The 20,883-nt window shown below is 64.9% G+C and carries 19 protein-coding genes; 11 read left to right on the top strand and 8 right to left on the bottom strand.

Annotated features, from left to right (window positions below):
• Positions 1–20: 20 nt before the first annotated feature.
• On the bottom strand, positions 21–2,357 hold the full coding sequence (locus J2R99_RS01720; protein WP_307152777.1) for a sensor histidine kinase: 2,337 nt from the start codon (positions 2,355–2,357) through the stop codon (positions 21–23).
• A 97-nt stretch (positions 2,358–2,454) separates the two neighbouring features.
• A complete protein-coding gene (gene pepN / locus J2R99_RS01715) occupies positions 2,455–5,160 on the bottom strand; it encodes an aminopeptidase N (RefSeq protein ID WP_307152776.1) in 2,706 nt (901 codons plus the stop codon).
• A gap of 191 nt (positions 5,161–5,351) precedes the next feature.
• Between pepN and J2R99_RS01710 the strand changes: the two genes are divergently transcribed.
• From J2R99_RS01710 to J2R99_RS01695, 4 genes are all read left to right on the top strand, one after another.
• The gene (locus J2R99_RS01710; RefSeq protein WP_307152775.1) at positions 5,352–5,918 is read left to right on the top strand and encodes an NUDIX domain-containing protein; all 567 of its coding nucleotides are present in this window, start codon (positions 5,352–5,354) and stop codon (positions 5,916–5,918) included.
• A 117-nt stretch (positions 5,919–6,035) separates the two neighbouring features.
• Positions 6,036–6,206 (top strand): DUF1328 domain-containing protein, encoded by a 171-nt coding sequence (locus J2R99_RS01705; protein WP_307152774.1) that lies wholly within the window; start codon positions 6,036–6,038, stop codon positions 6,204–6,206.
• A 237-nt stretch (positions 6,207–6,443) separates the two neighbouring features.
• A complete protein-coding gene (gene folD / locus J2R99_RS01700) occupies positions 6,444–7,379 on the top strand; it encodes a bifunctional methylenetetrahydrofolate dehydrogenase/methenyltetrahydrofolate cyclohydrolase FolD (RefSeq protein WP_307152773.1) in 936 nt (311 codons plus the stop codon).
• A gap of 22 nt (positions 7,380–7,401) precedes the next feature.
• Positions 7,402–8,112: a DUF938 domain-containing protein gene (locus J2R99_RS01695; protein ID WP_307152772.1), complete on the top strand. Its 711-nt coding sequence runs from the start codon at positions 7,402–7,404 to the stop codon at positions 8,110–8,112.
• Between the two features lie 15 nt (positions 8,113–8,127).
• On the opposite strand, the gene J2R99_RS01690 is transcribed toward J2R99_RS01695, so the two are convergent.
• The 3 genes from J2R99_RS01690 to J2R99_RS01680 form a co-directional block, all read right to left on the bottom strand.
• Positions 8,128–9,066: an alpha/beta hydrolase gene (locus J2R99_RS01690; RefSeq protein ID WP_307152771.1), complete on the bottom strand. Its 939-nt coding sequence runs from the start codon at positions 9,064–9,066 to the stop codon at positions 8,128–8,130.
• 172 nt (positions 9,067–9,238) lie between these two features.
• Entirely contained in the window at positions 9,239–10,720 is a 1,482-nt protein-coding gene (locus J2R99_RS01685; protein WP_307152770.1) for an alkaline phosphatase D family protein, read from the bottom strand.
• 158 nt (positions 10,721–10,878) lie between these two features.
• Positions 10,879–12,024: an amidohydrolase gene (locus J2R99_RS01680; RefSeq protein WP_307152769.1), complete on the bottom strand. Its 1,146-nt coding sequence runs from the start codon at positions 12,022–12,024 to the stop codon at positions 10,879–10,881.
• Positions 12,025–12,175: 151 nt separating this feature from the next.
• Between J2R99_RS01680 and J2R99_RS01675 the strand changes: the two genes are divergently transcribed.
• Positions 12,176–12,607, top strand: a complete 432-nt coding sequence (locus J2R99_RS01675) for a hypothetical protein (protein ID WP_307152768.1) — start codon at positions 12,176–12,178, stop codon at positions 12,605–12,607.
• 15 nt (positions 12,608–12,622) lie between these two features.
• On the opposite strand, the gene J2R99_RS01670 is transcribed toward J2R99_RS01675, so the two are convergent.
• Together J2R99_RS01670 and J2R99_RS17735 are read right to left on the bottom strand one after the other, a co-directional pair.
• A complete protein-coding gene (locus tag J2R99_RS01670; RefSeq protein ID WP_307152767.1) occupies positions 12,623–13,570 on the bottom strand; it encodes a hypothetical protein in 948 nt (315 codons plus the stop codon).
• A 17-nt stretch (positions 13,571–13,587) separates the two neighbouring features.
• Positions 13,588–14,019: an HU family DNA-binding protein gene (locus J2R99_RS17735; protein ID WP_370872247.1), complete on the bottom strand. Its 432-nt coding sequence runs from the start codon at positions 14,017–14,019 to the stop codon at positions 13,588–13,590.
• Between the two features lie 297 nt (positions 14,020–14,316).
• On the opposite strand from J2R99_RS17735, the gene J2R99_RS01660 reads away from it, so the two are divergent.
• The 5 genes from J2R99_RS01660 (at position 14,317) to J2R99_RS01640 (ending at position 19,148) form a co-directional block, all read left to right on the top strand.
• Entirely contained in the window at positions 14,317–14,928 is a 612-nt protein-coding gene (locus J2R99_RS01660) for a hypothetical protein (RefSeq protein ID WP_307152766.1), read from the top strand.
• Positions 14,921–15,343: a transcriptional regulator gene (locus J2R99_RS01655; protein WP_307152765.1), complete on the top strand. Its 423-nt coding sequence runs from the start codon at positions 14,921–14,923 to the stop codon at positions 15,341–15,343. Before J2R99_RS01660 ends, J2R99_RS01655 begins: the two co-directional genes overlap by 8 nt.
• 29 nt (positions 15,344–15,372) lie before the next feature.
• Positions 15,373–16,095, top strand: coding sequence for a di-trans,poly-cis-decaprenylcistransferase (locus J2R99_RS01650; protein WP_307152764.1), 723 nt, complete (start codon positions 15,373–15,375; stop codon positions 16,093–16,095).
• A 145-nt stretch (positions 16,096–16,240) separates the two neighbouring features.
• Positions 16,241–18,757, top strand: a complete 2,517-nt coding sequence (locus tag J2R99_RS01645; RefSeq protein ID WP_307152763.1) for a GcvT family protein — start codon at positions 16,241–16,243, stop codon at positions 18,755–18,757.
• Between the two features lie 52 nt (positions 18,758–18,809).
• The gene (locus J2R99_RS01640; protein WP_234630598.1) at positions 18,810–19,148 is read left to right on the top strand and encodes a chorismate mutase; all 339 of its coding nucleotides are present in this window, start codon (positions 18,810–18,812) and stop codon (positions 19,146–19,148) included.
• 44 nt (positions 19,149–19,192) lie between these two features.
• Here the strand turns inward: J2R99_RS01640 and J2R99_RS01635 are convergent, their stop codons facing one another.
• On the bottom strand, positions 19,193–19,876 hold the full coding sequence (locus J2R99_RS01635) for an HAD family hydrolase (protein WP_307152762.1): 684 nt from the start codon (positions 19,874–19,876) through the stop codon (positions 19,193–19,195).
• Between the two features lie 177 nt (positions 19,877–20,053).
• On the opposite strand from J2R99_RS01635, the gene J2R99_RS01630 reads away from it, so the two are divergent.
• Positions 20,054–20,872: a DUF1194 domain-containing protein gene (locus tag J2R99_RS01630; RefSeq protein ID WP_307152761.1), complete on the top strand. Its 819-nt coding sequence runs from the start codon at positions 20,054–20,056 to the stop codon at positions 20,870–20,872.
• The last annotated feature ends 11 nt before the right edge of the window (positions 20,873–20,883 follow it).

Raw genomic sequence — 20,883 nt, 5'->3', positions numbered from 1 at the left:
CTGGCGGGCGCCTTTTTGTCTCAGGCGGCGTTGGCGGTCTGCTGCTGGTGCAGCGGCAGAGAAAGCGTGACGCGGGTGCCGACGCCCTCGGAGGAATCGATGCGCATCGCGCCGCCGTGCAACTGCACGATCGACTGGGTGATGGCGAGGCCGAGACCTGAACCCTTGTGGTCGCGCGTCATCTGGCGGGCCACCTGTTCGAAGGGCCGGCCGAGCCGCTCGAGAGCCTTTTTGGGAATGCCGATGCCGGTGTCTTCCACCGCAATCAGCGCTTCGCCGCCGCGCCTGCGGGCGCTGATCTTCACTTTGCCGTCGGTGGGAGTGAATTTCACGCCGTTGGACACGACGGCGAGCAGGGCCTGACGCAAAGCCTTACGGTCGGCATCGAGCCGGAAGTCCTTCTCCACGTCCAGGCGGATGTCGATGTTGCTTTCGGCGGCTTCCTTGCTGAGGCTTGCGACGACCTCTTCGGCGAGTTCGAACAGATCGACCTCGCTCGGATCAAGCGAGATGCGTCCCGATTCCAGGCGCGCCATGTCGAGAATGTCGGAGATGACGCTGAGAAGATAGCCGCCGGAATCGCGGATATCGGCGCAATACTCTTCGTATTTCTCGTTGCCGAGCGGACCAAAGGCGCCCGATTGCATCATTTCGGAAAAGCCGATGATGGCGTTGAGCGGCGTTCTGAGCTCGTGGCTGACATTGGCCATGAATTCCGACTTCACGCGGGAGAGCTCCTCGGCGTGCTCCTTCTCCAGGGCGTATTTTTCGGCGAGCTCGACGAGCTGCTGCGCCTGCTTCTCGAGCTGCTGGCGCGAGCCCCGGAGATCGGCGACGGTGGCCGTCAGTTTGCGCTCGTTTTCCAGAAGTTGCGCTTCATGCTGCTTCAAGGCGGTGATGTCGGTGCCGACAGAGACGAAGCCGCCATCCTTGGTGCGTCGCTCGTTGATCTGCAGCCAGCGCCCGTCCTCGATGCGCGCCTCCACGGAGCGGCCGCCGAGCTGCGGGCTTTCGGCGGCGGGCAGGAGGCTTGCAAATTGCGGCCGCCGTCCGCTTGCCACGACATCGGCATAAGCGGTGCCGGGCCGCACCAGATTGTCCGGGAGCTGGTAGAGCTCCTGGTACTTGGAATTGCACAGGACGAGGCGGTTGGAAGCATCCCACAAGACGAAAGCTTCCGAAATCGCCTCCACCGCATCGTGCAGGCGGAGGTCGGCGGTGCGGGAGGCTTCTGCGGCGAGCTTCGATTCCGTTACGTCGACGGCGATGCCGATCCAATGCGGGCCATCGGCATCGCGCACCACTTCGCCGCGCACGCGGACCCAGATCCAGCGACCGGATTCGTGGCGCATGCGGAATTCGCGGTCGATCTGCGCGCCCTCGGCCTGGATGAGGGCGTTCGCCATTTCGATGAGGTCGCCGTCTTCGGGATGAATGCGCGACGACACTTCTCCGGCGGAAAGGAGGTTGTTGATCGCGGGAAGTCCGACGATGTCGTACATCGAAGGCGACCAGAAGATCGCCCCGCGCGACAGATCCCAGTCCCACAGCCCCGACCGGCCGCGCATCAGCGCCATATGCACGCGGTTCTGCGTTTCGCTGTAGATATAGTCGGCCTCTTCCGCGCGCGTCGTCTGCGCCTGATAGGCGAAGCCGAGGATCGACAGGATGATCGAGGTGCCGACGAAGACGGTGGCCTCGCGGGAGACCCGGCTGCGCCAATTGGCGAAAACGGCGGAGAGCGGCTGGTAGATGGCGACGGAGCCGGTCGCCTCGCCGATATGATGGACGGTTGCAAGCACGTCGCTTCCATCCGGCAGGCGGATGGAAAGAACGCCCGCACGCTCGCCGAGCGTGGTGAGTGGCTGGCCGGCGCCGAGAAGGTCGTCGAGCGAGCGGCCGACGAGTTCGACCGCATAGGGATCCACCGCGACGATCTTGCCGAGAGGGTCGGCAAGTACGGTGACGCGCCCGGAATCCTCCGCGCCCGGCGGCAGAGCGTTCGCCAGGATGCCGTGATAGGTCTCCGACATCGCCGTTGCGGGCATCTGCCCGCGCATTTCTTCGAGATTGGTGGCGATCGAGCTTGCGAGCAGGCCGAGCGTCAGCTTGGCTTTGTTCTCGATATCGCCGCGCGCATCGCTCAACACCACGATCCGCATCATTCCGAGCGTGACGATGAAGAGGACGATGAGGAATGGGATGAGGCGGCGGATCAGCGGCTCCGCCCGCACCAGCCGCGCATAGGCAGGGTGGATGAAGAGGCGCGCATGGCCCGCCAGCGCTTGCCGGTCGAGACGTCTCACATTGGGCAGACGCCTGAACGCGGACGCGATGGCTTGATGAGCCCGCGCCATGCATGACCTCCAGTGATTTGGGGGCAGCCGCACCCCCGAATCACCTCATTTGAATCTTACCGAATCAGATTGTCCAGACCCGCAGCAAGATCAGCTTCTACCCCAGCGTGCGAATGACGATGTCGGCCACGTCCGTGGATAGATCCGGACGGTCGGAGAGTGCCCGCAAAGCGGCCTCCGCATGCGTGCGACGCCCCGGTTCGAGCAGCCGGTAGCTGCGGAAGCAGGTGGCGAGCCGCGACGCGACCGAAGGGTTGCTCTTGTCGAGATCGGCGATCGCATTGGCGAGGAAATGATAGCCGGCGCCGTCGGGACGGTTGAAAGCCGTTGGATTGCCGGCCCCGAAGGTGCGCACCAGCGAATAGACGCGGTTCGGCGTCTTCCAGGAAAACGCCGGATTCTGGGTGAGGGCCTCGACCTTTTTAAGCGTGTCGTGGCCGGGCTGCATCGCCTGCACGGCAAACCACTTGTCGAGGACGAGCGGATTGTCGCGGTAGCGTTCGAAGAAGGCGTCGAGCGCGGCCGAGGCGCCGGTGAGGTTTTCGTGCACGAGAAGCCGGAGCGCTGCGAGACGCTCGGTGAGATTGGTCGCCGTCTCGAACGATTTGCGCACTTCCACGCCTTCGTCCTGACCGCGCGCCTTGCCGGCGGCGATCTGATAGCGCCATGCGGCGAAGGTGAGGGCGCGCCGCCCGGCATTGTCGGCATCGGGCGAATAGGCCGGCATGGCGGGCTCGCGCTTTGCGGCTTCGACGATGCGGTCGGCCACCTTCTCGCCGATGAAGCCGGCAAGCGCCTGCCGCGTCTCGTAGACGATGTCGGGATCGACATCTTTGGCGATCAGCTGGGCGATCTCGTTTTCGGACGGCAAAGCGAGGGCGAGCGCGCGGAAGGCCGGGTCGAAATCGGTGTTCTCGGCAAGTTCCGCGAAGGCCGCCGCAAGTCTCGGATCGAATGAGGCGGCACCGCCGCTCGCAAGCGCCTGATAGCCCGAGAGGATGGCGCGCCGGGCCAGACTTTGCAGCGCTTCCCAACGGTTGAAGGCGTCCGTGTCCTGGCGTGCCAGGAAAAAGAGGTCGTCGTCGGTGAGATCGGCCTCAAGATGAACGGGCGCGGAAAATCCGCGCAGCACCGAGGGGACGGCTTCGGCACGCACACCGCGGAATGTGAGGTTCACTTCCTTTTCGGAGAGAAGGATGAGACCGCGCCCGAGCGCCTCCTTGCCGCCATCGCCGAGGCCGGCCGGGGCATCGACGTCGTCCCAGGACAGATCCTGACCGTCGGGGCCGACGAGGCCGAAGGAAAGCGGGATAAGCTGCGGCGCTTTCGGCTTGTTGTCCGGCGTCTGCGGCAGCTCCTGGGCAAGGCTGAGCGACAGCGTCTCGCTTTGTGCATCATAAGCGTGGCGGAGCGTCACTTTCGGCGTACCAGCCTGATGGTACCAGAGCGAGAACTGGGTGAGATCCTTGCCGGTCGCCTCGGCAAAGCACTCGATGAAGTCCTCGATGGTGACGGCGCCGCCATCGTGGCGCTCGAAATAAAGGTCCATGCCGGCTCGGAATCCCTCATCGCCCAGGACGAGCTTCAGCATGCGGCAGATTTCGGCACCCTTCTCGTAGACGGTCGCCGTGTAGAAGTTGTTGATCTCGCGGTAGGCGGTCGGCCGCACCGGATGGGCGAGCGGGCCGGCATCTTCCGGAAACTGCGCCTGACGCAGGCCGATCACGTCGGAGATCCGTTTGACCGGGCGCGAACGCATGTCTGAGGAGAATTCCTGGTCGCGGAAGACCGTCAGGCCTTCCTTGAGGCAGAGCTGAAACCAGTCGCGGCAGGTGATGCGGTCGCCGGTCCAGTTGTGGAAATATTCGTGGGCGATCACGCCTTCGACATGGGCGTAATCCATGTCCGTTCCGGTCTCCGCATCGACGAGCACGTATTTGTCGTTGAAGACGTTGAGGCCCTTGTTCTCCATCGCGCCCATGTTGAAGTCGGACACGGCAACGATGTTGAAGACGTCGAGATCGTATTCGCGTCCGAAGACTTCCTCGTCCCAGCGCATGGAGCGCTTCAGCGCATCCATGGCATAGCGGCAGCGCTCTTCCTTGCCGTGCTCGCAAAAGATGCCGAGGCGCACGCGCCGGCCGGACGTGGTGACGAATTCGTCGTGGATGGAGCCGAGGTCGCCGGCAACGAGGGCGAAGAGATAGGAGGGCTTCGGAAACGGGTCGTGCCAGACGGCGTAATGGCGGTTGCTGCCATCCACCGGGCCGCTTTGGATGAGATTGCCGTTGGAGAGCATGACGGGCGTTTGCGCCCGCGGCGCTTCCATACGCACGGTGTAGACGGCCAGCACGTCGGGCCGGTCGTAGAAATAGGTGATGCGACGGAAGCCTTCCGCCTCGCATTGCGTCGTGTAGACGCCGCTCGATCGATAAAGCCCCATCAGGGCCGTGTTGTTCTCCGGATCGATCTCGGTGACGATCTTGAGCGTGAAGGGCTCGTGCGGCGGCGTGTGCAGGGTGAGGCGGTCCGGGCTCGCCTCGTATTCGTCGGCGCTGAGCGTGCGGCCATCGACGAAGACTTGCTTCAGTTTCAGCCCGTCGCCGTCGAGAATGAGGGGCGGGTTTTCGGCCTGTGTCTTTTGGGCCTGTGTGGGGGAGGGCTCGCGGCGACGAAGCGCCAGAGACGCAGTGACCTGCGTGGCCGTCGGATCGAGGCGGAAATCGAGATCGACAGTGTCGATGGCGTAATCGGTCGGTCGGTAATCTTCGAGCCGCACGACTGCGGCGCCCTCACGTTGCATCACAGGCTCCTTGCATCTCGCTGCCGCATGTAGAGACGAAATAAGCCGACGAAAAGGCAGGAAGCCGCGGTTTGCCTGCGATTTCGCGGAATTTGCTCCGCCTTTTCCGGCTTTCGCCCTTGCCGCTCCCCCTGCAATCGTCCATGCCGCGGCAAAAGTCTCCTCAACGCACAGCCCAGCATCGGACCACCATGAAGAAACCGCTGCCAGAAATCGTCGAGCGCCGCCGCGTCTATGACGGCTGGAACCGGATGGACGAGCTGACCGTGACCGGGCTTTCGCCGCAGACCCATAAGCGCGAAGTCATCGACCATGGCGATGCGGCGAGCCTTCTTCCCTATGATGCCGAACGCCGCACGGTCCTGCTCGTCAACCAATGGCGGGCGCCACTTGCCGAGCGCCCCGAAGGCGGCTTCATCATGGAGGCCTGCGCCGGGATCATCGACCCGGGCGAGACGCCTGCGGAAGCGGCGTTGCGCGAGGCGGAAGAAGAGCTCGGCGTGAAGCTCGAAAAGGCGGAGCATGTGGCAAGCGTCTATCCCGCCCCTGGCTGCCTGACCGAATTCGCGCATCTCTTTCTCGCGCCCTACCGCCCGCAAGACCGCAAGAATGCGGGCGGCGGCAAGGACGAGGAAGGCGAGGCGATCGAGGTCGTGGAGATGTCGCTCGATCGGCTTTTCGCCCTGGTGCGGGAAGCGGGGATCAACGACGTCAAGACATTGATTCTGGCCCAGGCCCTGCTTTTGCGCGGCCTGTGACGTCTCGCCCTCTTGCGAGGCAGCAAACTTTTTCAAGCGTGCAATTGAACCGAACACGTTCTTCCGCGTTATCTGTCCCGAAAGCGCCTATTGGCGCGGAAGACAGGAGTATTTGTCATGCTCGGTTGGGCTTTGACCTTTCTCGTTATCGCGCTGATCGCTGCGGTGCTTGGATTTGGTGGTATTGCCGGTACGGCTGTGGGCATTGCCAAGATTATCTTCTTCGTCGCCGTGATCCTCTTCCTTATCTCGGCCATTTTCGGCGGCATTCGCGGGCGCCGTATCTGACGCTCGCCTGAGCCAGCACCTCTCGGTCGGGATCTTCTCCAAGATTCCTCGCAAGATCGGGGGCGGAAAACCAGACAGGCCGCGGCCGGCAAACCGGCGGCGGCCTTTTTCTATGAGACTCGTTTTTGAGGCTGGGTGCAGCTCCTGGGCCCTCGCCGAAAGGCCCCTTTGCGCTCGCGATGTGTGCACGCTATCAGGCCCTCACGCGCCTTGAGCGCGCCCCTGACGGAGAAGCATATGTCCGAGCCCCAAGCGCACCCCAAAGCTCACATCATCGACGGCAAGGTGATCGCACCGCAGACCATCGACAAAGTGAAGGCGGCGCGCGAGACGCTCGAAGCGGAAACCGGCGTGAAGCCGGGGCTTGCCGTCGTCATCGTCGGCGAGGATCCGGCAAGCCAGGTCTATGTCCGTAACAAGGGGCTGAAGGCGGAGGAATGCGGCTTTCATTCCGAGACGCACCGCCTGCCGGAGGCAACGAGCGAGGCCGAGCTTCTCGCCCTGATCACGCGGCTCAATGCCGACCCGAAGATCCATGGCATCCTGGCGCAGCTTCCTCTGCCGAAGCATATTTCGGAGAAGGCGGTGATCGCGGCCATCGATCCGGACAAGGATGTCGACGGGCTTTCGCCGATCAATGTGGGCCGGCTCGTTTCGGGCCTGGCCGACGAAGCGCTGGTCTCCTGCACGCCGGCGGGCTGTCTCGTCATGGCGAAATCGGTCACGCCCGATCTGAGCGGGCTCAACGCCGTCGTCGTCGGCCGCTCCAACATCGTCGGCAAGCCGGTGGCGCACCTCCTCCTTGCGGAAAACTGCACGGTGACCATTGCCCATTCCAGGACGCGCGATCTGCCATCCGTCTGCCGCTCCGCCGATATTCTGGTCGCGGCCGTCGGACGGCCGAAGATGATCAAGGGCGATTGGGTGAAGCCGGGTGCGACCGTCATCGACGTCGGCATCAACCGCATTCCCGCGCCGGAGAAGGGCGAGGGCAAGACGCGGCTCGTCGGCGATGTTGATTTCGGCGAGGCGGCGGAGGTCGCCGGTGCCATTACGCCCGTGCCTGGTGGCGTCGGGCTGATGACCATTGCCATGCTGATGGCGAACACGGTGATCGCGGCCTCGAGGAAAGCGGGACGCCCGGAGATCGGGGCGGCAATCCTCCAAGGCTGAGCCTCCCGCGACGGCGGGCCGTATGGTCGCGGCCGCCCGCCTTCTCTATTTTCCGGAAATGACCGATTTCATCCCTGGCCGTCAAAGCACGAGCCCCGTGGCCGCGGGCGACAAACGCCTCGACACGCGTTCCTTCCACAAGAACCACGTGCCGATCCGCGCGGCGCTGACGCCGTTTCTGGAGAGGCGCTCAGGCGACGTTCTGGAAGTGGGCTCCGGCTCAGGCCAGCACATTGTCGGCTTCGCCAAGGCCTTTCCGCATCTGACCTTCTGGCCTTCCGACATGGATGACGCGCATCGGGCGAGCACCGCCGCCTGGGCGGCGCTCAACCCGCAGCCCAATTTGCGCGACGTCGTCGATCTTAATCTCTGCGAGAGCTGGCGGCTCGGCGAAGACGGCGGCGCGACAGGGCGGCCGCCAGCAGAACTTGCCGCCATCCTCGCCATCAACATCCTGCATGTGACACCTTTTGTGGTCTCGGGACATTTGATGGCGGGCGCCGGCCGTTATCTCGCTGACGACGGGCTTCTCTTCATCTACGGCCCGTTCGCCCATGACGGCGCCATGAGCGAGAGCAATGCCGAATTCGACGCGCAATTGCGGGCGGCCAACCCGGAATGGGGTCTGCGCGACGTGCAGGCGCTCTGCGTCCTTGCCGGCGAGAATGGGTTGAAGCCGGTCGACAAGATCGAGATGCCGGCGAACAACCACATTCTGGTCTACGGACGCTGAGGCAAGCGGGCTCTCCTAGAAGCGCTGCCTGGCGAGAAGTGCGATCGTCTCCATGACCTCGCCGACGGCATCGACGACGCCGCCGAGCTCCATGAAGCCATGGACCTGCCCGGGGAAATGGCGGTGCAGGACCTCGACGCCGGCATCGCGGAGCTTTTGCGCATAGGCCGCGCCGTCATCGAGCAGGGGATCGTGACCGCCGGTGACGATGAGGGCTGGCGGCAGGCCGTGATGGTCTTCGGCGAGAAGCGGCGAGGCGCGCCAGTCGAGCCCTGTCTCGACGTTCGGCAGGTAATGGGTGACGAGCGCGATCATGTCTTCGAGCGTGAGCGGCGGCGCCTTCGCATTGGCGATGCGCGAGGGGCGCGAATTGGAGGCCTCGCTGTTGTCGGTGGCGGGATAGAGAAGCACCTGGAAGGCGAGCTGCGGCGCCTCTTGGCGAAGCGCCAGCGTGGTAACGGCGGCGAGGCTGCCGCCAGCGCTGTCGCCTGCGATCGCAAGCCGGTTCGCATCGATGCCGAGCTCGACGGCATGGGCGCCGATCCAGCGCGTGGCGGCGATCGCATCCTCCGGGCCTGCTGGAAACGGGTTTTCCGGGGCGAGGCGGTAATCGACGGAAACGATCCGGCAGCGGGCGGTGTCGGCCATGCGTCGGCAGAGCGTGTCCGCCGTGTCGAGCGTGCCGAGTACCCAGCCGCCGCCATGCAGATAGATGATGGCGGGCCCGGTGTCGTCGACGCCGTGCGGCCTGTAGAGCCTGAGCCGGATCGGTCCGGTCGGCCCGTCGGCCGCCACGTCTTTCACCTCCGCCATATCGATGATCGGGCCGCCGAATGTGTGCTGCAGCACCCCTTGCGTGGCACGCATCTCCGCGACGTTCATCTCGTGCAGAGGCGGCCCGCCGGCCTTCGCCATGCGTTGGAGCACTTTCTCGACTTGCGGATCGATGGGCATGTTCGTCCTTTCCTGTCTGCCGACGCGCCTGGCGCAGAGGCGCTGCCTCCGGCTGCCGAGGGTCGCCCGTCAGGTCGGATTTAGGTGGGTTCCGGAGCGCCGCGAGGAAAAACCCCGCCGGACATAGGAGATGGCCGGCGAGCGCATGGGCGGATCGAGCAATCCGCCCGCCTCAGATGACGAGCTTTTCCGTCGGCCCGGATTCAAGCTCCCACCAGACTTCCCAGGCACCGTGTCGGCGGGCGAGCATGAGATAGTTGCGCTCCGCCGTGTAGATCGCGCTTTTCCCGGGGAGCGGCAGGAGCTTGATCGGATGCTCTTTCAAGGGAGCGGAGCCGAGGCTTGCAAGTGCGCCGAGGGTGGCCGCATAGGCTTTCGGCGGCGGCGGATGGGTGATGCCGGAGGCGACGAGCTGATGGAGCTCGCCGGTATCGGACGCGAGCGTGCCGCGCGTTGCAAGATGGATCTCGCCGGAAAGAACCGTGAGGCGCGTATCGTCTCGCTCATGCGCGGCAAGCAGCGTGCGCAGGAACTTGCACCATTCCTCGCGATGCGTGCGGCTTTGCCACTGATCGCGCAGATCGTCCTCGTATTTCTCCGCGATCGGCGTGATCCGCATGACGGGCTCGATTAGCGACAATCGGGGGCCGAGCGCGGGCACGCTCGACAGGAAAAGGATGCGGCTGCCCTCGGCCTCGCCGAGCGCGGTTGTGAGCGCGCGCCATCCGGCAGGCCCCATGACCCGGTCGCGCCGTCGCTCCGAGCGCAGATCCGGTGCGACCAGCGTCAGGCCGGGCATCTCGACACGCCAGGTGAGCGAGGTGCCGGAAGCGTCGAGACAGGTTTCGGGCAAGGCCCCTTCGACCGCGCCCATCTGGAAGAGCAGGAAGTGCTCGCGTGCCACCGCGAAGACGGCGTTGCCGACGGGTGAATCGAGTTTCTTGTCCGGCAGCGAGCCCCAGCCGTCGCAGATGTCATGGTCGTCCCACATGGCCAGCGAGGGGACGCGGCAGAGAATGTCGGCAATGGCGGGCTGGCCGTAGAGCTCGAGATAGCGCTGCAACAAAACCCGGCGCAGCGTGGCGACGACCTCCGGCACTTCCGCCCCGGCATTGGCGCCCGGATCGCCGCGCTCGCGGCCCCATTCGCGCGTCAGGGGGTGCGTCTCGAGGATCTCGTCGGCATAGATCTGGTCGCCGCCATGCAGGAGAAGATGCAACGGCTCTTGCGCATGCGCCTGGTCGAGGCGCGCCCAGAGGACGTTGCGGCTTTCTTCCGGCCGTTGCCGGTCGCCTTCCTCCTGGCCGTTGCAGGAGACGAAGGCAACGGCGAGATCGCCGTCATAGGCGGTGTTGACGACGTAGCGCGTGCCTTCGAGCTCGTACCACGCGGCTTTCTGGACGTCCGCACCGACCGGCAAGGTGAAGGTGTAGCGCAGTGCGAGGAGGCCGTAGCGCGACAGGAGAAGCTCCGGCTCCACGGCACCATTGCGCGTGACGAGGTTTGGAAGTTCCGGCATGAACGGGCGGATGAGAAGCACGGCGAGCCGCACGCGCTTTCCCTCCATGCCGCGCAGGAAGAGCAGCGGCTTCAGCCGTCCGGCGAGGCGCTGCAATTCTGCGTTGTCGGCCATGTCTGTGACGCGGCCGTTCATGGGGTGTCGTTTTCCGGCGCGCCTGTTTTGGGCGTGCCCGTCGCGCGGGCAGATGTCACGGACGAATCGAGCATGGAACCTCGGCGGCTATGCGCTGACCGTGGTAAATCGCTGCGTGGGCCTGTCAACGGTGCCATCGTCGCGCGGGCAACGGATCTTCAGCCCAGAATGTCATAGGCCGTGCGCAGAAAGATCCGCGCGCCGATGGCGATGAGATCGTCCGGGAAATCGTATTCGGGATCGTGCAGGGGCGGATGCGTCTCGCCGGCGCCGAGAAAGAGGAGGGCGGATTTCGCGCTTGCGCCGAAACGCCCGAAGTCTTCCGAGGCGCGCATCGGCTCGCCGGGAGAATGGAAAATCCGCTCATGGTCGAGCGCCTGGCGCAGATGCGCCACCGCGTCGGGATCGTTGTCTGAGGCGAAGAAGACGTCCTCATAGACGATGTCGAAGGAGAGGCCGAAAGCGCCTGCCGTCTCCGCTATCACATCCTCGGCACGGGCAACGAGCGCCTCCATGCGCGCGTCCTCAAGCGTACGCAGGGTTGCAAAAATCTCAGCCTCGCCGGGGGCGATGCCGAAAGCCGGCTCGCCCATCGCCGCATGGGTGATGGTGACGAGCGAGAAATCCTCAGAGAGTGTGCCACCCGCCGCGAGCGCCGTCAGCGCCGGCATCAGCCGCGCGACGGCCGGCATCGGGGAGATGCCGGTCTCGGGCTGCGAGGCATGCGCGGTGCGACCGGTGAGGGTGATTTTCATGCCCCGCGAGGCGCAGGCGGCGGCCCCTTCCTTCAGTGCGACGTGACCGAGGAGGAGGCCCGGAAAATTGTGCAGCGCGAAGGCGAAATCGGGCGCGATCTCGGCAAAGCGCGGATCGGCGAGGATGGCGGCCGCGCCCGCGCCGGTCTCTTCCGCCGGTTGGAAGAGGAGAACGACGCGGCCGCTTTCGGGCCGGCGGCAGGCAAGGCCGCGCGCGACGCCGGCGAGGATCGCCATATGTCCGTCATGGCCGCAAAGATGGCCTTTGCCGGAAATCTGCGAGCGGTGTGGCGCTTCCGTGCATTCCACGATCGGCAGTGCATCGAGCTCGCAGCGGAACATGAGCGTAGGGCCGGGCCGGCCGGATTCATAGAAGGCCGCGAGCCCATGCCCGCCGAGCCCCGTCATGAGCCGGTCGGGCTTCGTCGCTGCGAGAAAGGCTGAGACTTCCGCGGCGGTCTTCTCCTCCTCGCCGGAGATTTCCGGCCGCTGGTGGAGTTTTCGCCGCCATTCCGTCAGCTCGACGATGTCGCGATTTGAAAGGAGCATGGACGTGTCCGGAGGCTGAAAAAGACGAGGCGAGAGCGGTGAGCGAGGGAACGTTGCAGAACCTCGCCCGTTCGGCGTGCCAGGGCCGAGCCTGGCACGACCCGGTGAGGCGTGCCACCTTGCGCGCATGAGAACAAGTTCGGAGACGAGAATGAAGCCTGCAGCCGCCGCGACCTTTTTGAGCCTTTCTGTGGCTATGTTTCCGGCATGGGCGGCGGCCCAGTCGAATCTCAGCGGGGCGCACGAAGTCGGCGAACTGACGAGCGTGCAGGCGACGCTGGAGGACACGCCCGATTCCTCCCCGGCGACGCTCCGCGTGCGCGGCCTGATCACGGCGCCGGAGCCTTGCCAGGTCGCGACGGCGGAAGCGGTCGGTGAGGGGGAGAGCGAGACGGCGGGCATCGCCCGCGTCCTGAAGATTCGCGTGACGACGGCGCGTGCCTCCGAGGACCAGGCGTGCACGCAAAAACTCACCGATCTGCAGTTCCAGTTCACGCAGGAGGTGGGCTTGCGCGAATTCGAGGAGGTGGAAGTCATCTCCGACAGAGACATCGAGCGCGCTTTGGTCGAGCTCGCCGAATGAGAAGGCCCTAAGGCTTCAGCCGGCGCCGTTTTCGCCCTTCCTGCGGAACTCGTCGAGCGCCGCATAGGTGCCGTGGTGTCGGTAGATGAGATACTGGCTGACGAGCGTCCACATGCGTATCTCGTCCTTGGCATTGTCGGGCAGAGACAGGCCGAGCCGGTTTGCGAGCTCCGGGCGGTAGAGGTCGAAGGAGGCTTTCACATAGTCGCCATATTGGTGGAGCGCGTCGAGCGACATGTGCCGGGCGATGATGGCGACGAGAAGCGCGAGCGGCGGCAGCCACCAGGCAGGCAGTTCTTGGCTCCAAGCGGCGAGCCCGCCGTAGAGACCGAGGATGACAAGGCCGGCATAGAACGTGTTGACGGCGAAATCGAGCTGCGCCTTCGCTTCGTCGATGAGCTTGGAGAAGCTCTCCGGGATGACGGATTCCAGCCGCGGCCACGCCGGAATGGCGTCGAGCCCATAGATGACGGCCGAATGCACTTCGAGCGCCCGGAAGACATTGCCGAAGCGCGTGGCGAGCACGTGCTCCTGCGCATGCGGATAGTCTTCCGCAGCTCTGCGCAGCCGCTCCGAATGATCTGAGGGATAATCGGGTGCGGGCCTGCCATACTGCGCGGCCGCGTCGATCTCCGCCTGCAGGTCGAGCACCGGCTTCACGTCATATCGGAAAGCTGTTCGTTTCCAGAATTCCATCAACGTGAAGGGGAAGACGTGCACATAGCCTTCCATGAGGCGCAGCAGGGTGCGGTTGAGCGCGAGGAGCAGGATGGCGAGGAGCCAGACGGCTGCGATCAAAACGACCGCGTCGAAGAAATCTGAGATTTTCTCGACGGCGAGGAAGGCCGGCAGGACACCGAAGGCATGGAGGCATAGCTCGATGCCGCCGACAAGGATCGCGGCCGGCAGGAAGTATCCGATGAAGAAGGCCTTGTCGATCAGGTCGGGAAGCTTGCCGAGCATGCCGCCTCCACCGGTTCTCAGCGTTCGCGCCTGCGCGTGCCGCCCGTGCGCCCCCCGCCAGTGCCAGGAGCGCTGGTGATCGGATCGCCCGGAAGCCCGGGCGCCGGGGTGACCGGCTTGCCCGATAGACCCGGGGCACGGTTCACCGGATCGCCGGCGAGCGCGGACTTGCGTGTTCCCCCGAGGGCTTCCTTCACGCTTTTGGCGGCGGAGAACCGAACCGAGTTTGTGGCTGGGATATCGAGCCTGGCGCCGGTGCGGGGATTGCGGCCCATGCGAGCGGCGCGCGCGACCACGGTAAGGCTGCCGAAGCCGAAAAGGTCGACTTTCTCTCCGGCGGCGAGGCGTTCGCGCATCTCGCGGAAGACTGCATCGACCACCTTGCCGGCCGCGACCATTGAAAGTCCCGTCCGTTGTGCGACCTCGGCAACGAGATCCTGCTTGTTCATGCGGCGCCACCCTGTTCCGGCATGATGCGGGAATAGCATTGCAGAAAAGATGCCTCGGGACCAGCTTTTCCGTTTCGTTCTTCTTCCTCTCAGCTCGCAATCACTGATGAGGGGAGCGAGGATGACTTGGTCGCCCAGGGAGAGCACTCGGGTGGCAATGTTTCGATCGGGCTTCTGCCTTCTCGCTTTGGTCGTGAGGACGTTCTGAATGATGCCGGACGCGCGTGGGAGAAGAGGAACCTTGCGTCGCTTTGCAAGTCCATATACTTTGCAATGCAGAGTTAGTCGGAGGCGCTGGTGCGCGACCTTCAAAAGGCACTTGCCGATATCGATGCGATCCGCAACCAGATGGCGGCGGCGACGGCGTTCCGTGGGTTTGGCCCGGGTGCGCTCGCGACGACGGGCGTCCTCGCCTTTCTGATGGCGGCGGCGCAAGAGGTTCTGATCGGCCCGCCGCTTGCTCATCCCATCGCCTTTTTCGGCGGATGGATCGTCACGGCCGTGATTTCGGCGATCATCATCGGAGTGGAGATGGCGGTGCGCACCCGGCGCCATCATGCCGGTCTCGCCGACGCCATGCTCTACAATGCCGTGCAGCAATTTCTGCCGGCGGGCGCGGCGGGAGCACTTCTCACGCTCGCCATCGCGCGCGTCGCGCCGCAGGCCCTGTGGATGCTGCCGGGCCTGTGGCTCGTCTTCGTCAGTCTCGGGGTTTTCGCCTCGGCCCGGTCGTTGCCGAAGGGCATCCACCTCGCCGGGGTCTGGTATTTCGTTTCGGGCTTCGTCGTCTTCGCGCTTGCGAGCGAAGGCCCGCATCTGTCGCCCTGGATGATGGGCATCCCCTTTTCGGTCGGCCAGGTGGCGATCGCCGCGATCCTCTATTTCGCGCCGGGAGAGGCCGATGGTTGAGACGAAAGGCGCCTCCGCCCGTCCTGCCGCGCCCTATTCCTATGAAGGGCTCGACCGGGTGATCCACGAAAAGGCGCGGCTCGGCGTCCTGACCTCGCTCGCCACGCATCCGAAGGGCCTCGCTTTCGCCGATCTCAAGAAGCTTTGCGGGCTAACGGACGGCAATCTGAGCCGGCATTTGCAGGTGCTTGAAGAGGCGGGGCTCGTGCGCCTCGCCAAGGGCTTTGAGGGCAAGCGCCCGCTCACCACCTGCCATATGACGGCAGAGGGACGCCGCCGCTTCGTCGAATATCTCGCCGTTCTCGAGCGGGTGGTGCGCGATGCGGCTGGTGCGCCGGGGGAGGCCGCGGATGACGAAGCTGAGCCCGCCGACAGCGAGGGCGCGAAGGGACACCTTCGGCCGAAGCTCGCCTGATTTCTCTTTTTTTGCCAGGAGACTTTGTAATGCAAAGTAGTCGCAACGACAGACTTCATGTCGCCATCATCATGGACGGCAACGGGCGATGGGCGACGGCGCGCGGCCTTCCCCGGAAAGCCGGCCATGAGGCCGGGGTCGAAACGGTGCGCCGCGTGGTGCGTGCCGCTCCCTCGGAAGGCATCGGCACGCTGACGCTCTATGCCTTTTCGAGCGACAATTGGCGCCGGCCGAAGGCGGAAGTGGCGGCGCTGATGCAGCTGTTGCGGCACTATCTCGCCGGCGAGGTGGACGAACTCGTCGAAAACAATGTCCGGCTCTCCGTGATCGGGCGGCGCGACCGGCTTCCCTTCGGGCTTGGCGCCGCGATCTCAAGGGCGGAGCGGGCGACGGCGTCGGGCCGCAAACTCCATCTGCGCATCGCCTTCGATTATTCCGCCCGCTGGGCGATCGCCGAGGCCGCAAGAAACTGCGCCGCGGCGGGCGATGTCTCCGAGGAGGCGATCGCGCGCCGAATGTCGGGAGCCGCGGCATCGCCCGACGTCGATCTCCTCCTGCGCACAGGCGGCGAAAAACGCTTAAGCGATTTTCTCCTCTGGGAATGCGCCTATGCCGAACTCGCCTTCACCGAGGTGATGTGGCCCGATTTTGCGGCCGGCGATCTCGCCGAGACCGTCGCTGCCTTCCATCGCCGCGAGCGCCGCTTCGGAGGCCTGCCGGGTGAGGCCGTCGAAGACCGCTCCGCCGCCTGAAATCCGTACATTTCGGGAGCCGACATTCTCGCCGCGCGTGCCCGCGTGCCTCACAGAGATTACGGCGTGTCGCGGAAGAGCCATGATCGCGCGATGACGCGCCCTAAGCTCATCTTTGAGGATCGGGACTTCAAGGGAGCGGGGAATGCGGGACAAAGCGCGCGTGGTGGTGATCGGGGGCGGCGTCGTCGGCGTGGCGACCCTCTATCATCTGGCGAAAAAGGGCTGGTCGGATGTCGTTCTGGTGGAGCGGCGCGAGCTCACCTCTGGCTCCACCTGGCACGCCGCCGGCCTGTTGCCGCTCTTCAACATGAGCTACTCGGTCGGCCAGATCCACAAATACTCCGTGCGCTTCTACCAGGAGCTGGCGGAAGAGACCGGCATGGATACCGGCTTCCGCAAAGTCTCCAATGTGCGCCTTGCCCGCACCAGGGACCGCTGGGACGAGTATCAATATTATGCGGGCGTGGCGCGCACGATCGGCGTCAACGTCGTCGAGATGACGCCCGAGGAGATCAAGGAGCGCTGGCCCTACGTCGACACCGACGGGATCCTGGGCGCCATCGCCCATCCCGATGACGGCTATATCCAGCCTGCCGATCTGACGCAGGCGCTCGCCCGCGGCGCCCGCAATCTCGGCGCCGAGATCAACCGCTACACCACGGTTCTGGCGCTCGAGCAGCAGCCGGACCATTCCTGGCTCGTGACGACCGACAAGGGCGACATCCACGCCGAGCACGTCGTCTCCGCCACCGGCAATTTCGTGCGCAAGACCGGTGAGATGGTGGGACTCGAAATCCCCGTCATCCCGGTGGAGCACCAGTATATCGTGACCGAGCCCATCCCGGCGATCCAGGAATTCCGCAGGAGCGGCGGCGCCGAACTCTGCGTTTTGAGAGAATCCGATTCCTCCTGGTATATGCGCGAGGAGGCGGGCGGCCTTCTGCTTGGACCTTACGAGAAAGGCGCGCCGGTCTGCTATGTCGAGGGACCCGATCCCGATTCCGAATACGAGCTCTTCCAGGAAGATCTCGACCGGTTGATGCCGCATGTGGAAACGGCGATCACGCGTGTGCCCTATTTCGGCGAGGTCGGCGTGAAGAAGGTCTATAACGGCGCCATCGCCTATACGCCGGACGGCTCGCCGATGGTGGGCCCGGCCTGGGATTTGAAGAATTTCTGGCTGAACGAAGGGCATTCCTTCGGTGTCACGGCGGCGGGCGGCGCCGGCTGGCAGCTCGCCGAATGGATCGTCGAAGGTGAGCCCTCGCTCGATCTGACCGGCGTCGATCCGCGCCGCTTCGGCCCTTATGCCTCGCGCGGCTATCTCAAGGCGAAGAACGAAGAGGCCTACGCCAACGTCTTCACCATGCATTATCCCGACGAAGAGCGGGCGGCGGGCCGGCCTCTGAAGACTGCGCCGTGCTATTCGCGCATGGCCGATCTCGGGGCGGTCTTCGGCTCCGTCTATGGCTGGGAGCGGCCGAACTGGTTCGCGCCTGCGGGCTACGAAGTGCCGGCCGAAGAGCTCGACCTCGACGATACGCTGACGGGCCACAATCATCCCCCCGCCGACCATACGGGAAAAATCCGCGAACGCTGGTCCTTCCGCCGCTCCAATTACTTCCCCTTCGTCGGCGAAGAGGTGAAGAACGTGACGAACGGCGTCGGCGTGCTCGACATGTCGGCCTTCGCCAAGATCGAGGTCTGGGGACCGGGTGCGCGCGCCTGGCTCGAAACGATCTTCGCCAACCGTATCCCGAAAAAGCGCGGGCGCATCGCCCTCTGCCATCTGCTGACGCCGTCTGGCGGTGTGCGCTCCGAATTCACCGTCTACGAATGGGCGAAGGACCGGTTCTATCTCGTCTCCGCGGGCGCCTATGAGCGTCACGACCACGACGTTCTGATGAAGCTCGCGCCGATGGACGGGACGGTCCGTCTGCGTCCCATCACGACGCAAATGGGCGTTCTGGTCGTCGCCGGCCCGCGCTCGCGGGAGCTTTTGCAAAAACTCACCGATGCGGATCTCTCCAACGCCGCCTTCCCGTGGCTGTCGGGCCGCTTCGTCAACATCGGCATTGCGCAGGCGCATGCGCTGCGCGTCAATTTCGTCGGCGAACTCGGCTGGGAGCTGCATCATCCAATCGAGATGCAGAACACGATCTTCGATCTTCTCATGCAGGCCGGCGAAGAATTCGGCATCAAGCCATTTGGCATCCGCGCGATGGACACGATGCGCCTCGAAAAGAGCTACCGGCTCATCCCGCGCGAGCTGTCGATTGAATACACCGCCTATGAGAGCGGCCTCGAGCGCTTCGTGCATCCGAACAAAGGCCAGTTCATCGGTCGCGATCAACTGGTGGAGGCCCGCGAGAAGGGCGACCGCTGGACCTTCGTGACCATGGAGGTCGCAGGCGTCACCGATGCCGATGCGCGGGGTTCTGAACCGATCTTCAAGCCGGGAACCGACGAACTCGTCGGCCGCGCCACCTCTGGCGGCTATGGCTGGCGGCTCGACACCTCGCTGGCGCTTGCCATGGTCCGGCCCGAAGAGGCCGATCTCGGCGGCGAGCTGGAGATCCAGATTCTCGGCGAGCGCAAGCGCGTGACGATCATCGAGGAGAGCCCGTTCGATCCGAACAATGAGAGGCTCAGGGGGTAGGGCGGCGAAAGCGTCTTGCCGGGCTTTCTCGGGTGGCTGTAGAGAGGGCGCCATGACCTTTCCGACCGCTCAGACGCCCCCCGAAGACTGCACCACGATGGATGAGGTGCGCGCCGAGATCGACCGGCTGGACCGGATCCTCGTGACGCTCCTGGCCGAGCGCCAGCGCTACATCGAAGCCGCCGGGCGCATCAAACCGCGCGCCGATGAGGTTCGGCTGCCCTGGCGGATCGAGGATGTCGTCGCCAAGGTGCTTGCGGAAGCCCGCACGCAAGGGCTCTCGGAGAAGATCGCCGAGCCGGTCTGGCGCGAACTGATCGATCGCTCGATCGACCATGAGCACGAGGTCTGGGACCGCCACCGAACAGCGGCCGCGCAAAAGAGCTCCTAGAGCGCTTCTATCGGCCGCCGCATGCCGGCGAAGCCGAGCCACCCTCAAGTCGAGCGCGAGGCAACCTCGTCGAGGTGATGGAGGAGGTCGGCGGGGTCTTCATAGACGCGGAGCGCGCCGGCGCGTTCGAGCTCGTTCTGCCCGTAGCCGCCGGAAAGAAAGCCGACGCCGAGCGCCCGGCAGCGCGCCGCCGCCAGCATGTCCCAGATGGAATCGCCGACGACGATCGAGCGTTCGATCGGCACGTCGAGACGGCGCGCGGCTTCCACGAAAAGATCCGGATCGGGCTTGGCGTGGCGCACCTGGTCGCGCGTGACGACGGTCGCTTTATCGGGATCGACGCCGAGCGCCTTCAAATTCGCGCCGGCCGTCTCCATCCGCCCGCTGGTGGCGATCGCCCAGGGTATGTTCTGCTCGCTCAAGGTCTTGAGAAGCTCCGAAGCGCCGGGCAGCGGCACGACCGAATGCACGAGGCGCTGATAGGCCTCCGCATGCAGGACGCGCAGGCGCTCGGCCATATCCGGGCCGACATCCTTGTCGATTTCGCGCAGGAGCTGGTGGGTGAAGAGCCCGCCGCTCATGCCGATCTTGCGGTGGATGCGCCAGACGGAAAGCGCAATGCCTTCATGGTCGAGCGCTTCGCGCCAGGCGAGCACGTGCTGATAGACGCTGTCGACGAGCGTGCCGTCGAGATCGAAGAGAAAGGCGTTGGACAAGGAGATCTCCATGCTGCGCTCGCTTGGGGGGAGGGCGCTGCAAGGGGAAAGAGGGCGGCCCGCCCCATCTGTCAATCCGAGCGGCCGGGCCGGCATGTCTTCTCTGCGCTTGGTGGGCAGCTTCCGCTGAGCCCCCCAATCCGGCAAATGTGATTTGGACGAACGCGACCGATGCCGGATGCTTCTTGCATGCGGCCTCGTCCGATCCTGTCTCTGTGCCTGACACTCGCGCTGGCCGGCGCGGGCACGCAAGCCTTTGCGGCCGATGACACGCCCGTCGATCTCGAACTCGTGCTCGCCGTCGATGTCTCCTGGTCGATGGATTACGACGAGCAGGTGTTCCAGCGCGCGGGCTATGTCGCCGCCTTCCGCGATCCGGAGGTGATTAAAGCCATCCGTTCCGGCGGCTGGGGGCGCATCGCCGTCACCTATGTCGAATGGGCGGGTTCGAGCCTGCAGCAGGTCATCGTGCCGTGGACCTTGATCGGGGACGCGCCCACCGCCCATGCCTTTGCGGACGCGCTCGATACGACAACGACCGGCCGCCTGCGCCGCACCTCCATTTCCGGTGCGCTCGGCTTTTCCTTCTCCGCCTTCGACGACAACGGCTATGCGGGGCTGCGCCGGGTGATCGACGTGTCCGGCGACGGACCCAACAATCAGGGTCTGCCGGTGACGGTGGAGCGCGACCGTCTCGTCTCCGAAGGCGTCATCATCAACGGCCTGCCGATCCTCCTGAAAGGGTCGAGCGGCCGCGGCTTCATGTCGATCCCCAACCTCGACGCCTATTACGAGGATTGCGTCATCGGCGGCACCGGGGCCTTCGCATTGCCGATCCGCGACGTCAGCGAGTTTTCGACGGCCATCCGCCAGAAACTGCTTCTGGAGATCGCCGCGTATCCGCCGGAAAAAACGCTTGTGCAGGACGCGCAGGACGCCCCGCGCGTCGATTGCATGATCGGCGAGAAGATGTGGATGCGCTGGCGGCGCATGAACGACGATTATTGAAGCAAGCCATT

It is taken from the genome of Rhodopseudomonas julia, from assembly GCF_030813515.1.
Classification (GTDB): domain Bacteria; phylum Pseudomonadota; class Alphaproteobacteria; order Rhizobiales; family Afifellaceae; genus Afifella; species Afifella julia.
Note: the sequence above shows the minus strand (reverse complement) of the source record. Positions and strands in the feature narration are given on the sequence as shown.

Bases quoted from the DNA above. Each gene is read 5' to 3' on its own strand.
- J2R99_RS01720 (WP_307152777.1), bottom strand. From the start codon at position 2,357: ATGGCGCGGGCTCATCAAGCCATCGCGTCCGCGTTCAGGCGTCTGCCC.
- pepN (WP_307152776.1), bottom strand. From the start codon at position 5,160: ATGCAACGTGAGGGCGCCGCAGTCGTGCGGCTCGAAGATTACCGACCG.
- J2R99_RS01710 (WP_307152775.1), top strand. From the start codon at position 5,352: ATGAAGAAACCGCTGCCAGAAATCGTCGAGCGCCGCCGCGTCTATGAC.
- J2R99_RS01705 (WP_307152774.1), top strand. From the start codon at position 6,036: ATGCTCGGTTGGGCTTTGACCTTTCTCGTTATCGCGCTGATCGCTGCG.
- folD (WP_307152773.1), top strand. From the start codon at position 6,444: ATGTCCGAGCCCCAAGCGCACCCCAAAGCTCACATCATCGACGGCAAG.
- J2R99_RS01695 (WP_307152772.1), top strand. From the start codon at position 7,402: ATGGTCGCGGCCGCCCGCCTTCTCTATTTTCCGGAAATGACCGATTTC.
- J2R99_RS01690 (WP_307152771.1), bottom strand. From the start codon at position 9,066: ATGCCCATCGATCCGCAAGTCGAGAAAGTGCTCCAACGCATGGCGAAG.
- J2R99_RS01685 (WP_307152770.1), bottom strand. From the start codon at position 10,720: ATGAACGGCCGCGTCACAGACATGGCCGACAACGCAGAATTGCAGCGC.
- J2R99_RS01680 (WP_307152769.1), bottom strand. From the start codon at position 12,024: ATGCTCCTTTCAAATCGCGACATCGTCGAGCTGACGGAATGGCGGCGA.
- J2R99_RS01675 (WP_307152768.1), top strand. From the start codon at position 12,176: ATGAAGCCTGCAGCCGCCGCGACCTTTTTGAGCCTTTCTGTGGCTATG.
- J2R99_RS01670 (WP_307152767.1), bottom strand. From the start codon at position 13,570: ATGCTCGGCAAGCTTCCCGACCTGATCGACAAGGCCTTCTTCATCGGA.
- J2R99_RS17735 (WP_370872247.1), bottom strand. From the start codon at position 14,019: ATGAACAAGCAGGATCTCGTTGCCGAGGTCGCACAACGGACGGGACTT.
- J2R99_RS01655 (WP_307152765.1), top strand. From the start codon at position 14,921: ATGGTTGAGACGAAAGGCGCCTCCGCCCGTCCTGCCGCGCCCTATTCC.
- J2R99_RS01650 (WP_307152764.1), top strand. From the start codon at position 15,373: ATGCAAAGTAGTCGCAACGACAGACTTCATGTCGCCATCATCATGGAC.
- J2R99_RS01645 (WP_307152763.1), top strand. From the start codon at position 16,241: ATGCGGGACAAAGCGCGCGTGGTGGTGATCGGGGGCGGCGTCGTCGGC.
- J2R99_RS01640 (WP_234630598.1), top strand. From the start codon at position 18,810: ATGACCTTTCCGACCGCTCAGACGCCCCCCGAAGACTGCACCACGATG.
- J2R99_RS01635 (WP_307152762.1), bottom strand. From the start codon at position 19,876: ATGGAGATCTCCTTGTCCAACGCCTTTCTCTTCGATCTCGACGGCACG.
- J2R99_RS01630 (WP_307152761.1), top strand. From the start codon at position 20,054: ATGCGGCCTCGTCCGATCCTGTCTCTGTGCCTGACACTCGCGCTGGCC.